Origin of the sequence: Staphylococcus muscae, from assembly GCF_003019275.1 — a bacterium.
GTDB classification, from domain to species: Bacteria; Bacillota; Bacilli; order Staphylococcales; family Staphylococcaceae; genus Staphylococcus; species Staphylococcus muscae.
The window spans coordinates 1,167,705-1,182,892 of sequence record NZ_CP027848.1; the positions used below are offsets into that span (position 1 = coordinate 1,167,705).

The 15,188-nt window shown below is 36.7% G+C and carries 15 protein-coding genes and 1 pseudogene; 6 read left to right on the top strand and 10 right to left on the bottom strand.

Annotated elements, in window-relative coordinates; translation table 11 throughout:
• Positions 1-64: 64 nt before the first annotated feature.
• The gene (locus C7J88_RS05935) at positions 65-778 is read right to left on the bottom strand and encodes a hypothetical protein (protein ID WP_095117709.1); all 714 of its coding nucleotides are present in this window, start codon (positions 776-778) and stop codon (positions 65-67) included.
• Positions 779-921: 143 nt separating this feature from the next.
• Here C7J88_RS05935 and C7J88_RS05940 point away from each other — a divergent pair, with 143 nt between their 5' ends.
• Together C7J88_RS05940 and gltS are read left to right on the top strand one after the other, a co-directional pair.
• Positions 922-1,761: an AraC family transcriptional regulator gene (locus C7J88_RS05940; protein WP_095117710.1), complete on the top strand. Its 840-nt coding sequence runs from the start codon at positions 922-924 to the stop codon at positions 1,759-1,761.
• 205 nt (positions 1,762-1,966) lie between these two features.
• Positions 1,967-3,178, top strand: coding sequence for a sodium/glutamate symporter (gene gltS, locus C7J88_RS05945; protein WP_095117711.1), 1,212 nt, complete (start codon positions 1,967-1,969; stop codon positions 3,176-3,178).
• A gap of 47 nt (positions 3,179-3,225) precedes the next feature.
• On the opposite strand, the gene C7J88_RS05950 is transcribed toward gltS, so the two are convergent.
• Positions 3,226-4,434 carry a GTP-binding protein gene (locus C7J88_RS05950; protein WP_095117712.1) on the bottom strand — a complete coding sequence of 403 codons (1,209 nt, stop codon included), beginning with the start codon at positions 4,432-4,434 and terminating at the stop codon, positions 3,226-3,228.
• A 140-nt stretch (positions 4,435-4,574) separates the two neighbouring features.
• Here C7J88_RS05950 and C7J88_RS05955 point away from each other — a divergent pair, with 140 nt between their 5' ends.
• Entirely contained in the window at positions 4,575-5,051 is a 477-nt protein-coding gene (locus tag C7J88_RS05955; RefSeq protein ID WP_095117713.1) for a thioesterase family protein, read from the top strand.
• Positions 5,052-5,103: 52 nt separating this feature from the next.
• Here C7J88_RS05955 and C7J88_RS05960 read toward each other — a convergent pair whose 3' ends face one another.
• Positions 5,104-6,030 (bottom strand): lactate/malate family dehydrogenase, encoded by a 927-nt coding sequence (locus C7J88_RS05960; RefSeq protein ID WP_095117714.1) that lies wholly within the window; start codon positions 6,028-6,030, stop codon positions 5,104-5,106.
• A gap of 129 nt (positions 6,031-6,159) precedes the next feature.
• Complete coding sequence (locus C7J88_RS05965; RefSeq protein WP_308671643.1) at positions 6,160-7,110, bottom strand: PTS sugar transporter subunit IIC; 951 nt, start codon at positions 7,108-7,110, stop codon at positions 6,160-6,162.
• Between C7J88_RS05965 and C7J88_RS10635 the strand changes: the two are divergent.
• Positions 7,100-7,192: pseudogene (locus C7J88_RS10635) on the top strand (hypothetical protein); the annotation flags it as partial. The gene C7J88_RS05965 and the pseudogene C7J88_RS10635 overlap by 11 nt on opposite strands.
• A gap of 422 nt (positions 7,193-7,614) precedes the next feature.
• On the opposite strand, the gene C7J88_RS05970 reads toward C7J88_RS10635, so the two are convergent.
• Positions 7,615-8,517 (bottom strand): alpha/beta hydrolase fold domain-containing protein, encoded by a 903-nt coding sequence (locus C7J88_RS05970; protein WP_095117716.1) that lies wholly within the window; start codon positions 8,515-8,517, stop codon positions 7,615-7,617.
• 253 nt (positions 8,518-8,770) lie between these two features.
• Between C7J88_RS05970 and C7J88_RS05975 the strand changes: the two genes are divergently transcribed.
• On the top strand, positions 8,771-9,379 hold the full coding sequence (locus C7J88_RS05975) for a hypothetical protein (RefSeq protein ID WP_095117717.1): 609 nt from the start codon (positions 8,771-8,773) through the stop codon (positions 9,377-9,379).
• A 42-nt stretch (positions 9,380-9,421) separates the two neighbouring features.
• Here C7J88_RS05975 and tenA read toward each other — a convergent pair whose 3' ends face one another.
• The 3 genes from tenA to tcaR all read right to left on the bottom strand — a co-directional run bounded on the left by tenA (position 9,422) and on the right by tcaR (position 12,204).
• Complete coding sequence (tenA, locus tag C7J88_RS05980) at positions 9,422-10,111, bottom strand: thiaminase II (RefSeq protein ID WP_095117718.1); 690 nt, start codon at positions 10,109-10,111, stop codon at positions 9,422-9,424.
• Positions 10,112-10,218: 107 nt separating this feature from the next.
• The gene (gene tcaA / locus C7J88_RS05985) at positions 10,219-11,610 is read right to left on the bottom strand and encodes a membrane-associated protein TcaA (protein ID WP_095117719.1); all 1,392 of its coding nucleotides are present in this window, start codon (positions 11,608-11,610) and stop codon (positions 10,219-10,221) included.
• Positions 11,611-11,718: 108 nt separating this feature from the next.
• The gene (tcaR, locus tag C7J88_RS05990; RefSeq protein ID WP_095117720.1) at positions 11,719-12,204 is read right to left on the bottom strand and encodes a MarR family transcriptional regulator TcaR; all 486 of its coding nucleotides are present in this window, start codon (positions 12,202-12,204) and stop codon (positions 11,719-11,721) included.
• Between the two features lie 465 nt (positions 12,205-12,669).
• Here tcaR and C7J88_RS05995 point away from each other — a divergent pair, with 465 nt between their 5' ends.
• On the top strand, positions 12,670-13,281 hold the full coding sequence (locus C7J88_RS05995) for a YdcF family protein (RefSeq protein WP_159031407.1): 612 nt from the start codon (positions 12,670-12,672) through the stop codon (positions 13,279-13,281).
• Positions 13,282-13,317: 36 nt separating this feature from the next.
• Here C7J88_RS05995 and C7J88_RS06000 read toward each other — a convergent pair whose 3' ends face one another.
• Both C7J88_RS06000 and C7J88_RS06005 read right to left on the bottom strand, forming a co-directional pair.
• Entirely contained in the window at positions 13,318-13,989 is a 672-nt protein-coding gene (locus C7J88_RS06000) for an ABC transporter ATP-binding protein (protein WP_095117722.1), read from the bottom strand.
• Positions 13,986-15,050, bottom strand: coding sequence for an ABC transporter permease (locus tag C7J88_RS06005; protein WP_095117723.1), 1,065 nt, complete (start codon positions 15,048-15,050; stop codon positions 13,986-13,988). Before C7J88_RS06005 ends, C7J88_RS06000 begins: the two co-directional genes overlap by 4 nt.
• Between the last annotated feature and the right edge of the window lie 138 nt (positions 15,051-15,188).

The following is a 15,188-nucleotide window of genomic DNA, read 5'->3' on the forward strand; positions in this document are numbered from 1 at the left end:
TCATAATATAAGCGTACGCCGAAAACTTATGAAAAGCTCCATTGTAACGCTCTTAAATATTATCTTATTCAAGTATTTCGATCGTCTGAACGAGGGTTTCATCTTCTGTGTCTATAAAGAGTTGATATCGTTCTTCTTGTAACCGCTCTATGTCATCATACGTCAAAATAATATCATTAACACGATCCAAATGAATATCACCTGATAACAATGACTTCCCTTGTGAATCAACTAACGTATATGTCGGAATCGGTGCACCTTCAATATTCGTAATCTGCAATTTAATATGTAAGCATTTGTCTTCACACATATTCTGAACCGCCACATCAAAATTGACAATTCGATCGTTAGTCCGTTCAATCACCCATAACTGTTCCAATTGTTCTAACATAAAATGAGGTTTCACATAAACAGTCATCGTATTAAGCCCACAATGAATAGCGTGTGTGATGTTATACATATCTTTAGATTCCCTTGTGTTTACAATTGTTTTTCCATTCAGACATAGACGTATTTCTTGAGATAACAGATGTGTATCTAGAAAGTAGTCCTTACTATGATCATAGTCTTTAATTTGAAAATCCCTTGTATAACTGATTGATTTTTCCACATGATTATTATTTAACTCCCACTCACCACACAGTACAGTTATTGCATGTATTTGATGGATGGCGGGATGACGATAGTATTCTTGATGGCTGCTGTAAGGCAGATGATATCGCTCCATCCAACTATAATCTTTTATTTTTTTCAACATTTTAAAATGTCTTTCAACCATTAATTTCTCTCCTGAATCCTCTCTTTTAATTATTTTTTTACCATAGAAATTTAGCACAAAAATATTAAAATTTATATTCAATTATAATGAAAATATATGCTAAAATGTTTCCATATATTGGATGGATCAGGATGGTAGAATGAATGCAATTATTATGGAAAAAATTTAAAAAACAATACATAGAAGCAAACATTGATGAGTGTGGCATTGAAGTCGGTACGCCACACACAGGCTATGAGTATCAGGTGACTAAGCATGCCGTACTTCATGTTGTCATGTCTGGAAGCGGTACTTTCAGTTATAACGGGCAAACCCATTTTTTAGAAACAGGGGATATCTTTTTGTTACAACGTGGAATGAATGTAAACTACACTGCTTCTCTAGACGATCCTTGGATATATTATTGGGTCGGTTTTAGCGGGCAACTAGTCAACGACTATTTGAATCGAACACAACTCATCGATAATCCCGTCATTACACATACTGACACAAGTACAATTTCAAAATTAGTAGAACGTATGTGTTACACGGCACAGAGTTACACAATTGAGCAATCGGATGACATTCAACATATGAGTGACTTATACAATTTACTCTATGCGCTTTATCAAGTGTCACCTAAAAAGTTCGACCAACAAGAAGCAGGTATTTACGAAAATGTAAGAGAAGCTATTCGCTATATGAATCGATTTTACATGCAAGCCATCACAATTGAACAAGTTGCACGTCATGTCAACATCAGTCGCAGTTATCTCTATAAGTTGTTCAAACAAAACTTAGATCAATCACCACAAAGTTATTTGATGCAACTCCGGATGTCACAAGCTGCAAAATTACTCCACGAAACATCCTTGCAAAGTAAAGAAATTGCCGCACGTGTTGGCTACCACGAACCATTGATGTTTTCAAAAGCATTCAAAAAGTTTTTCGGCGTAACGCCTACGATGTATCGCAAAAATAAAGGCATTCACAACACACCCTAACTTTAGTAAACAGCGCACTATTCCTGAATATTCCAATCACATATGTATATTTATGGTATGATTTGAGAATCAGTTATTTTTACAAATTACATAATTATACCAAATATTCATTTTGATATAGATTTTTTATTTCTTAAAAAGTATAATGGTATCGTGTGGTATTGTAAGCCTTTTCTCAATTCACAACTAAGGGGGAATACATAGTATGATCGAATTAAATAGTATTACAACATTATTTATCGCATGTCTGTTACTCATTATTGGGCAAGCAATCATCAATAAGGTTGAGATTTTTAATCGCTTGAGCATTCCAGCACCAGTTATTGGTGGCTTAATTTTTGCGATTATCTCGGCTATCTTATCGTCAACAGGTGTTCTTAAAATTCAATTAGACGGTAAATTTTTCCAAGACTTCTTTATGTTAGCTTTCTTCACAACAATCGGTCTTGGTGCATCATTCAAACTATTAAAATTAGGTGGAAAAGTACTGATCGTTTACTGGATTTTATGTGGTGTACTCGCAACATTCCAGAACGTCATCGGTGTATCTGTGGCTAAGTTATTAAATATCGACCCACTTCTTGGCTTAACTGCTGGTGCGATGTCAATGGAAGGTGGACATGGTAATGCGGCAGCATACGGTCAAACAATTCAAAACTACGGGATTGATTCAGCTGTTACAGCTGCACTTGCTGCTGCAACATTGGGGCTTGTTGCAGGCGGTTTATTAGGTGGACCGGTTGTCCGCTATCTCATTAAAAAATATGATTTAGCACCGAGCAACATTAATGCCGTACAAAAAGATTATTCAGAAATCGATATTAACAAACGTTTACACAAAAACTTCTCATTAAACGAAGTATTCTTTATTCAAATGGCAATTATTTTATTCTGTATGGCATTAGGGACATATCTTGGTGAGCAATTCAGTGCTGCAACTGGGTTTAACATCCCACTTTATGTAGCATCTATGTTTATCGCTGTTATTATTCGAAATATTTCAGAACTCTTCAACTTAAACCTTGTTGATTTGAAATTAACAAACCAAATTGGCGACATTTCATTAAGTGTGTTCTTATCACTTGCATTGATGAGTATTCAATTAACTGAAATTTATAACCTTGCATTACCACTTGTAGTGATCGTGTTATTCCAAATTCTTTTCGTTACATTGTTCTCTATTTTCGTTGTCTTCCGCTTACTTGGAAAAGACTACGATGCAGCCGTAATGATTGGTGGTTTCATCGGTCACGGACTTGGTGCAACACCAAATGCGATGGCAAACTTAGATGCCATTACGAAAAAGTTTGGTAATTCACCACGCGCGTACTTGGTTGTACCAATTGTAGGTGCCTTCCTTGTTGACTTACTCGGCGTACCGATTATTACATTATTCATTGAGTCATTCAGACCATAAAGTTAAAAAAGCACGATGCCACTTTATACTGGCATCGTGCTTTTCTATTATGCTTGGCGTCTAATTTGCCAACCGTATGGGTCTTTTAATTGTGACCAATCTGCATCAATTTCATGTGCTTTCAACAAGCAATCATCAAGTTCTTTTGTAATAGCTGCTTCGTCTAAATCAATACCAATGACAACAAGTTGTGTTTGGCGGTCTCCGTATTCTGGATCCCAATCCGCACGTACATCTTCTCGCTCTTGAAGGATAGCGCCACGTTCAGCTTTCGGCATTGCTGCTACCCAGTAAGTCACTGGATGAATATCAACAACACTTCCCGCTTGTGATACAAGACACGCCACCTCATTGTATTGTGCTAACCATGCAATACCTTTAGCACGCACGATATTTTTAGACATGTTTTCCAACCAATCATTAAAGCGTTCTGCATGGAATGGCAGACGTCGTTTGTAGACGAAAGATGAAATACCATATTCTTCCGTTTCTGGTGTATGGTTTTCATGACCGCCTGCTTCTAATTCTTGAATCCACCCCGCAGACTGGCTTGCTTTTTCAAAGTTAAAGAGACCTGTATCTAAAACTTCATCTAAGTCAACTTGACCCTTAACAGTTCTAATCACTTTAGCTGTTGGTTGTAACTTTCTCAACATCGCTTCTAATCGATTTAATTCATCTTCAGAAACTAAGTCCGTTTTATTCAGTACTAGCACATCACAGAATTCAATTTGATCAATAAGTAAGTCTGCAATGGTACGTTCATCTTCTTCAGCAACTGCTTGATCTCGATCTAATAATAAGTCTTCAGATTGATAATCTCTCATAAAGCGATGTGCATCCACTACTGTTACCATCGTATCCAATTGGCACAACTCTGTTAAATCAATACCAATTTCCTCATCGATATAAGAGAAAGTTTGCGCCACAGGAACTGGCTCAGAAATACCTGTTGATTCAATCACAATTTGATCAATACCGCCACGTTCTGCGATTGCTTTTACTTCTCGTAACAAGTCTTCACGCAACGTACAGCAAATACAACCGTTCGATAATTCAACAAGCTTCTCATCCGTACGTGATAACCCGCCACCATCTGCGATTAAGTCTTTATCGATATTTACTTCACTCATGTCATTGACAATCACCGCAATACGACGTCCTTCACGATGATTCAAAATATGGTTCAGTAACGTTGTTTTTCCAGAACCTAAATAACCACTCAACACCGTGACTGGTACTTTTTTCTCTATCATTGATAGCCCCACCTTTATTAAATCGTAATCGTTACGTTTTAAAGTATATAACACGGTTCCTTACTAGCGCAACCTTTAATGTTTTTTCATACTGCTTCATGCTATATTTAAAATACAATGAAACAGAAGGAGTGATTGTTATGTTAAATTATCCCTTTATCGACCATACATATGTAGAATCTGATTGGATTGACCGAAATGGGCATATGAACGATGCAGAATATGCACGTATTTTTAGCCTTGCAATCGATCATTTTCACGATCAAATTGGGTTAACAACTGCCGAACGTAAAGCACGTAACTATACGGTGTTCACACTTGAAACACACATCACCTATTTACGCGAGGTGGAACAAGATCATACGATTGATGTAAAGGTTCGTATATACGACTATGACAACAAACGAACGCACTTTTTTATGGAATTATTTGATACGGAAACAGATACACTATGTGCTACTGGAGAAACGATGATGATGGGGATTGATTACAATACACGTCGTGCAGCACCTTATCCGGATGACATTTACAAACAACTCACTCACTATTACACATCACAAGGCAAACAAGAATGGCCCGAACAACGTGGACATCAAATTGGTATTCCACGTAAATAAACAAAAACCACTGAACAATGAACATACTCGCTCATTGTTCGGTGGTTTTGCATCAACGTTTGTAATGTGTGTCAATCGTTTGATGAATATAGGCTTGCGCCTGTTCAAACTGTTCTTGTTCTGTTGCATCTAATACAATTTCAAAGACTTGCTCGATTCCTTGACGTGTCACTAATGTTGGTAAACTTACTGCTAAATAGCCATTCGATGCTAAAGATGTTAGTGGCAAAATTGACTTTTCATTGAATATCAAACTTTTCACTAATTCTACCGTTGTTTTTGCAATTGCTACATTCGTCCACCCTTTATCGTGAAACACATCAAAAGATACTTTATCAATCTGTTGTGTAATGTACATACGGTCAATTTTAGGTTTGTTAGAGAGTGACTCAAACTCTACCAATGGCATGCCTGCAATTGTTGTTTTACTCCACACAGGCACCGCATGTTGTCCATGTTCTCCAATCACAAAGCCCTCAACACTTTTCGGATCAATCTCAAAATGATCTGCAATTAAAGTTCTAAAACGTGCACTTTCTAACAATGTACCTGTTCCCATAATTTTATGATTTGGATAATCATTAACTTGTGTTGCGATATACGTCATCGTATCCACTGGGTTCGATACAAAAATAATCAACGGTTGCTGTGTCACATGATTGATACGATTCATAATATCCGTAACTACTGTAATATTCCCTTTTGTCAACGCTGTTCGATCAGGCATATTTGGATCGGTTTCAACACTTGCGGTTACAACCACAACATCTGCATCAGATAGATCTTGATAATCACCACATTTAATCTGAATACGGTTCATTGACTTTAATCCTTGCGCATGCTGATGATCTACAACTTCTCCCCTTGCTAACTGTTCATTCGTATCAATAACAACAATTTCAGAAAACAAATTCAAATATTGAATATCTGTTAAAATTTGACTCCCTACTTTTCCAATACCAATCAGTCCTAATTTCATCCTTACCATCCCCTTCATCCTTTGACATTGGTTTAATTTACACTATAACAATCTTTCCCATCAATACAAGCTTTTGCTGAATTTTAGTACAAAAAAGCCGATTAACCAAATGGCAATCGGCCTTTCAACCTATGCGTCAGTAGCACCACGCGCAATCATCTCTCTTTTTGTAACAACAGGATAATTTTTGAAGACAATAGCGCCTAACAATCCTGAAATGAAGCCAATCACTGCCATTACAACACCATACATAACAACCGTTGTCCAATCATTAAAACCAAACATCACGAGAAAACCGGCAATTGGTGTTGCAGTTCCTGTGGCGTCGTTAATCAAGCCTGATAGCGCAATCACAAGACCTGCAGCTGCCCCACCTACAAAGTTCGTTAAATAGACAGGAATCGGATTGGCTGACACAATATCCGCTTGTGATAACGGTTCAATACTCACTGAAATCGTATCTTTTCGATCACCAAGTCGTAAGCGATGGAACAATGTCCCATTCATAAATGCTGAGCTGAAGGCTGCCATCGCACCAATTGCCATCGGTACACCCGTTAATCCTAACAATGCTGTTAACGCCATAGAACTCAGTGGCGCCGTACCTACTACGGTAATAATACCGCCAAGCATAATTCCCATAAATATTGGGTTCGTGTCTGTTGAGCTTTGAATAATATCCCCTATTTTTAATAATGTATTATTAACCACTGGTGTTAAACCCATAGCAATCAAACGTGCCAGCGGTGCTACCACGATAACTGCCCCAATTAAATCCACACCATCTGGTACATATTTTTCTGTATACTTCATCAAATAACCAATGATATACCCTGCAAAGAATCCAGGTAACAAATCCATACCACCACATGCCGCAGCAATTACAAGTGCATATACAGGTGACACACCAATCGCAAGTGCAGTCAATCCAGCTGCTGCCACACCGCCTAAACCACCTGCTGCATCTCCCAACTCACCTAGAAATTTAATACCGAGTACTTCACCGCCAACATATTTGTTGAATGCTTCAACTAAAAAAGTCGCAATTGCAGCGTTCGCTAACGCCCCCATCGCGCGCATCCCATTCGGTGCTTTGTAAGTAAATAACGTAAAAATAACTAAAACCAAAATCAAAAATAATGTACCAATCAACAAATCCATGGAATCTCTCCTCTTAGTCTTAAAATTCAAGGGGTTGAGATAAAACAAATTTGTACACTAGGAAACCGAATGTCAGTGTTCAATGAGCAGGACTTTCGACAGAATTTCGCAGCTTTTTAAAATTTGAAAAGCAATTTTAATCACTGCTCTCATTCTGCTTAATTCCTAAACGCTCCTTTCACAACCTCGTTTGTCAGTGTTCAATGAGTAAGTTTTTCTTCCCAACCTCTTGTTTACTAAAGTGAAAATATCCTTTGACAATTTTTCCACTGATTAACTACTTTATTTCTAAAATTTTATATAAGAGTTATTTTACTAAATATTTTTATTAATTGCACGGAAATTTTTTGAATTTTTCATAAAAAGGTTCGTAAAAAAAGCTGAAATACGTAAAAACGTATTATCAGCTCTTTTAAAACTTATTTATTGATCGATTGTTTTGCGAATTTGTTTCAACACTTTATGTGATTCCACAATTGGATAAAGAGGAAATGCCGTTACCATATCTTTGTATTCATAGAAATGTAATGGCTGTTGCTCTGCTTCAAAATAGTTGCGTAGCTGACACATATCAGGGTAGAAGATTTCACTCGTTCCACCAAACATATATACAGGTGGTAATCCACGCATACTACCATACATTGGAGAAATACGAGGATCTTTGCGTTCTAAATCACCTGCCCATACTTTCGCAATTTGTTGCAGTGTAAAAATGTTTTGAATTGGATCTTGTTTTTGTACCTGTTCTGTAATATCGGGATTAGACAATGATAAATCTAACCATGGCGAGATTAAGTACAGTTTACCTGGCAATGGTAATTCATCTTGTTTTAATAAATGTTGCACAAAACTCAATCCCATATTCGCACCAGATGCATCACCCATAATCACGATATTTTCAGGTTCTGTTTCTTTCAATAAGCGACGATACGCTTCTTCAATTGCAGCATGTGTCTCACGATATGTGTAAGTTGGTGCTTTGGGATAGATTGGCATTACAACTTCGTGTAATGTTTCGTATGCCAACTTGTCCATAAAACGCCAATGAAATGCAGATGGTTGTAATACGAACGTACCACCATAAATGTATAAAATTTTATTCTTAATGTGATGACCGAAATTAAAACGAAAGACTTGCATCTCATCAAACATATCTTTAACGAGATTAGATTTAATATTAATCTGGTCGGGTTGTTTATGCTTTTCTTCGTTTAACGCACGACGTTTATCTAAAAAAGCTTCTATCTCTGGCTCTGTCTTAAATTTCATATGTCGTTGATGAGACAGATAACGCCCCATTAACTTACTCATAATATTTCGTTTCAATACGATCCCTCACTTTATTTTTATTATAAACCCATTATAATGAGCTATATCTATAATTGAAAGTGTGTTAAAGAGAAATCTATGCTTTTATTCACACTTTTGAATATAGCCATGATTCTTGTATAGTCTATCATAATCCCTTTCATTTTCGCTAAATCTTGTATAATAACTTTGAAAGATTCATATCTTATAATATAATGAAGCATTATTGTGGACTGTTTATACTACTATGCTTACAGAAAAGAGGCTATTTATGAATCAATCAACCTTAAGTGATGCACAGAAGATCTATTACACGAGACAACCGAAAAAACGACGCTCTTGGGTAAGTTTCATTTTAACTTTAATCGCCATGGTACTTACTGCAATGGCAGCGTACAGTATGTATCGAGACCCTTTATTTACATCTAGCTTTCTCAATCAAGCGGTGAATTACCATCAATTCCAACATTTCACACAACAACTAGGTAATCAAGGTCTTATCGACGTATCAAACTTTGAAGAAGAATTATCTCGCTTATTATCAATGATTAATATCTTTTTCGTATTATGCTGTGTAAATATTACTTTAGCGATATTGACGCTTGTATTTAATCGTACATTACTCAAAATCTTAAATTTTATTGTTTCTTTAGGTGTCTTATTGATACCAGTTATCTTGTTATTCATTATTCGTGATGCTGCTACACAATTGGCAAGTGCACTTGAACCATTACAAGCCTTAGTCGGTAATATAGAAGCAACTTCACTGCTCGCCGAGTCAAATGCTGTGCATAATGCGATTATTTATACAGGTATTGCTGCTTTCTTATATCTCATTAGTTTATTTTTCCGTAATCGAAAAATTGGTACACGATTATAAATGTGACAAAGTCGAATCGAGCATATACCCGATTCGACTTTTTTATTTCATCTTCTTATCTTCTACTGGCCACATTTCTTGACGTTCTGCCATATCCCAAAACATATACTCATAATAACTTGTTCGCACAACGATATCTTCTAACGCTTGCAATTCCGCTTCACTTTTACCTTCAGCAATATGATCCATCATCTTGATTAATTCATCAGAGAGTTCAGTAAATGCATCGTCACTATACGTTTGAATCCATTCTCCATAAAATGGGTGTTCGGATGCGCCTTCCCTCTGATTCAACGCACGACCAATATAGTTGTAACTCCAAGTACACGTAAGCACCGCTGCGATTACATGTGCAATATCACCACGTTGCGCATGGTCTAACATATAGCTTGTATAACCTGTTGTCGTACTGGCAGGTGCTGTTTCTTCTAATTGTTGTTCAGAAATACCAAATTTTGCAGCGTAATTTCTATGTAATTGCATTTCAGTATGTAACGTTTCATGAACGAGTGTACCGAATAATGTCATTGTTTTTAAGTCTCGTGCTTTTGTAACACCTAAAGCAAACAGACGTGTGTAATCAATAAGATATACATAGTCTTGTTTTAACCAGTGCTTAAACTTTTCTTTATCCAGCGTTCCATCGCCAATTCCTTTTACGAATGGATGTTCCAAATAACTTTGCCAAATTGGTTCAACGCGGTGAAATAATCTTTCTGTAAATGTTGTCATAGTTTTCAACCCCTTTTCATCTAGTCAATGTCAACATCTCAAAAGTCATTATAAAATGCAAGCAGAAACTGAAAAATGATTGTAAGAAAAAATCGTCACTACGACTTTTAATATGCTTCGTAGTTGACGATTTTAAAGTTTTGGTCATGCTCTCCATCTTGTAACAAATAATGTGAACGGACAGCATCACCTTGTTTCGTTTCTGCTTCTACAATCACTGAATAAAAACCTTTAGATTTATTAATATACGTCACTTTTGGATTTTGAAGAGGCTTCTGTTTTGATAGATTTGCCGTCATTGATTTATAAAAATAAGTATCTTCTAGCACATAGGGTTTAAGATCAGCAATGCGGTTGTTTTGACTCGCTTTATTGCGTGCAGATATATATTTTTTGATAAAATCATTCACTTTTTCTTTCATATCTTTTTCTTGCTCTTTTTTGTATTTTTCAATTGCTTGGCCATCAAATTCAACCGTGACTTCATTTGTATCTTTAACATCTTTCTCTGCAATTGTTTGAGATGATGCTTTAAATTTTTTCCCTTGTATTTCACCTTGAGCAGTGACTTTCATTGCTTTGTTCAATGGGAATGGTCCATACGTGCCATCCTTAGACACATTTAAAGTTTCTCCATTAATCACTACTTTTCGTGTACCTTCATCTAATGCATCCCCATTTTTCAAATGTACCTTCACTCGTGCTTCTTCAAAGTCTTCAGCGGCATTGACTGTATCATGATCACTAGAACCAGTATTAAACTTTAGCTTACCTTTATATGTACCACGTGATGTTGTTTTTGTTGCATCCAGCACATAGTCACCGGGAATGTAGCGTCCAATTTCAACCACTTCTTTTCCTTTGCCCATCACTTTCTTGTTATTGCCATTAGCAGAAAACTCATACGTTGCTTCTGTATCTGATTTTAACACTGCTTTTTTCATCGGTGCTTGAAAGCTTAAATTATCAAAAATTAAATAACGGCGCCCATTTTTACTGATGTGTAAGACATCTTGATTTTTATCGGTCTTAACAGTATAGGATACAGGAGAATCTTCATCAAATTGTTCTACATGTTGTAGTACTTCCTTCTCAAAAGATTTGATGCCCATTTCATCTTTAATGTAAGCAATATATCGTTCTGCTTCTTGACGTCCAACTTTGTTTTGTTTCGTACTGATCAAGTTTGAGACTTTCGCCGTGTCATTGTTATCTACTGCATTTACTAAAATTTTAGCTTGTGCTTCTGGAGAATTAAAATTTCGTAACAGTAAAAATAAGATTAATAATAAAAACGTAATAAATCCTATAATAATGAACGGAATCCATTTTCTTATAGACTTTGTACCTTTTTCTGACGACTTATCTTTTTCTGTTTTCGGTGTCTTAGAACGTTTATTTTTAGATGGTGGATCCACAGCAAAATGTACTTGTAGTCGACACTGCTGGCATACTTGTTGTTTATTCAGTTGTTTGTGACAATAAGGACATTGCTTCATAGTTCCATCTCCATTTTTATCGTAGTCAAACACATATCGCATCGTCATGAATGCTAAAGATAACATCTCACCCTAAGACTTGCCAACCAAAACAAAATAAAAACCGCTTTACTCTGGGTGATTGGAGGTTGCACTCTTCCGTACAAGTCCTTTCAAACGTGTATCAATTTTCTCTAAAACTGCACGTGTCTCTTCTATTTCATCTTGTGGGATATCTGATAAAACTTCTGTCGCTAACTCTGTTATAAGGTTTCGAGAGTCATGCACGAAGTCCATCCCATATTCAGTCAACTCTACATATTTTAATCGTCGATCTGCATCATCATTCGTATATGCAAACTGTACAAGCTCTAATTCTAGAAGCTTTTTGACACGTCTGCTGACTGCTGCTTTGTTAACCCCTTGTCGTATCGTAATCTCTGTCAGTGTTAATGCCTTTTCATGTGACAACATCAATAAGACACTTGACTGTTCATTTGATATAGCGTATTGCTCACGTAAATCTTTTAACACACCTGCTGTCAAGGCGTTCATATTCGTCATGAATTCCCCCATAAAACGAATATGTTGATTCATAATGTCATGATTTGACATGGCTTGCACTCCTCTGTTTTTCAATCCCATAACGCATTACCTTCATCAATCATTTCTTAATAAAGAAACTGTAAATCCCTATCAATATACCAAAAAAGTTTAGTATGATGGACTATATATTTTTAATAAAGGAGCTTGAACATGGGCATCATACATTCAATTATGACATTATTATATCTTATTCTTTTATGTATGGCGAAATATATCCCATGGAAACACGGCCCATTAATTCCTTTCCAAGTGATTTTATGGATAAATGTTTTTGCTGCATGGATCAGTATTACAACACACCTCGTCCCATATGAAGGCATATTAGTAATAATTATTTTATTCACCGTTCTTTTGATAAAACAACGAAATATCCTATTAAAGCAACAAGATGGCAGATGGTTTTTGTGGCGTTTGAGTTGTTATATCATAGCTATCATAAGTCTGTGTGTTGGGAGTCTTCTTCTTTCAACAATCATGCCAACATTCATCCGCTTCTGGTTTGAATTGTTATGTGCTCTATCACTTGTTTTTCTGTTGAGCTTCCCTTACTATTTGTTTTTTTCGTGGTATTTAAGACATACCCATCCTAAAAAAGCGCCTGATACTTTGTTAGTACTCGGTGCAGGGATTGAAACAGATGAAGTTTCTCCACTATTACAAGCACGACTTGATGCTGCTCTTAATATTTCACACAAGGATACGAAGTGGGTTGTCAGTGGAGGGCAAGGGACGGATGAACCTATCTCAGAAGCACTGGCAATGCAACGCTATTTAATCGAACAAGGGGTGCCAAAAGCGAATATTCTATTAGAAGCTCAATCGACGAATACACAGGAGAATATCACATATAGTCAACCGCTTATAAAGCCTGACAGTCACTGTACCATTGTGACGAGTGATTTCCATCTTATGCGTGCTTTACGTATCGCACAACAATCCAAGCTTTCTGCCAATGGCTATGGCGCTAACTCCCCATTACGTTATCGTGCACGCTCATACTTGCATGACTACTGTGGATTGTTATTACATCATCTATCCGCATGGTTGACCTTAACGCTGATGCTCATCATATCTATAATATTATAAAAAGGACCCTACAACATTTGTAGGATCCTTTTGCTTTTATTTCTGAACGAGTTGTCCACTATCCAAGTAAAAAATACGATCAGCATATTCAAACAGTCTTTCATCATGCGTTACCATCATGCCAATCGCCTTTTCATCACGCACTTGTGCCTTAATCATATCTACCACTTCGGTAGCACGCTTTGCATCTAAGCTCGCTGTTGGTTCATCTGCTAAAAGTAACTTCGGTTGATTCATCCATGCACGCATAATCGCAACACGTTGCTTCTCGCCACCTGATAGCATGTGTGGATAGGCATCCAGTCGATGACCGAGACCGATTTGTTCTAACAATGTCGTCGCTCGAGCATCCGCTTCTTTTTTAAACATTCCCGCTTCTTGGCCGACTAAAGTCAATTGCTCTTTCACTTTTAAATACGGCAATAAATGTGACGCTTGAAAAATAAACCCAATATTCTTTAGACGCTTCTCTGTTCTTTCTTTTGCTGACAGTTGTGTAAGGTCTTGCCCATCTATGACGACTTGTCCTTCAGAAGGTGTTAATAAACCACCTAGTATTGTCAGCAAGGTAGACTTCCCTGATCCTGATGCACCGTTTAATATAACAAATTCTCCCGGTTGCACTTCGAAATCCAATCCTTTCAAAACGACTGTTTCTGCATCACCTTGACCAAATGTTTTTACTAAGTTTTTAACTTTTAAACTCATGCAATGCCACCTCCTATTGCATCGATTGGATCAATTTTATAAACACGGATAAATGATAATAACGCTCCAACTAATGTGACGAAAATAAAAATGACAATTGTCAACATAATCAATGTCGGTGTGACAATAAACGGCATCGTCGCTGGTAAAAACATTGATAATCCAACAACTAATCCGATGCCAATTAAGACACCTAACATAGTTACGAATAATATTTGAAGAATGAGTGCCCATAACAGATGTCCTGTTTTAATACCGACCGCTTTCAAAATACCAATCTCAGGTGTTTTTTGAATCGTCATGACATAGAAAAAGGCAGTTAAGACAATCGCTGTAATCACAAATAAACTCACGACCATCATATTCAACGGTAATTGTTCCGCTTGATAACTTGGAATCGCCGCCTTCAAATCATCTTTTGTTACCACTTTAACACCATCGATTGATTCAAGTTCTTTCACTGTTTCTTTACTGTTATCGTGCAATGGATAAACTGCTGTCGCTACTTGTTTCCCTGCAACTCGTGTCAAACCTTCATCAGTCATCATTGCTACATTGGCATGTGAGTGCATCGCATGGTCGAAAAATCCAACAACTTGTATTTTTTGATCATGTTCTGGAATCTGAATCCAGTCACCGACTTGAATTCCTTCCCCTTTTAACTTACTATTCAAAACGACTTCTTGATTGTTTTGAGGATATTCCCCTTTTTCTAATTGAGGCCATTCTTTTTTAGGAATATTTGTAAACAGCATGTCTTCTTTATAATCATTAAACTTTGTAGACACTTGAGCAATTTTTATCGGTGGATTCTCTGTCACTTTTTCAATTTCTGCTTGTGTTTCAGGTGTAAATCGTGACTTTTCTAACAAGTCCTCAGAATCTTTTTGAACCACATATCGCTCTGTTTGAAAACCATTCAGCATAGATACATTTTCACGTGCTAATCCTTGAGCAAGCCCTGTAATAAATAGCACCATGCTTGCCAATAAGACAACTATAAATAAGATAAGTGCATAGCGGAATTTATAAAATGTTAATTCTGATATCGCTAATTTCATTGTTCATATCTCCCTTCTCGTTCATATCGTGTCTCTACTATATCGGCCTTATATGAACACAATATGAACGGCTTGGGTTTTTTCTAAATATATTCTCGGAGTAACATGAATACGCACATCCACGCACTATTATGTGTG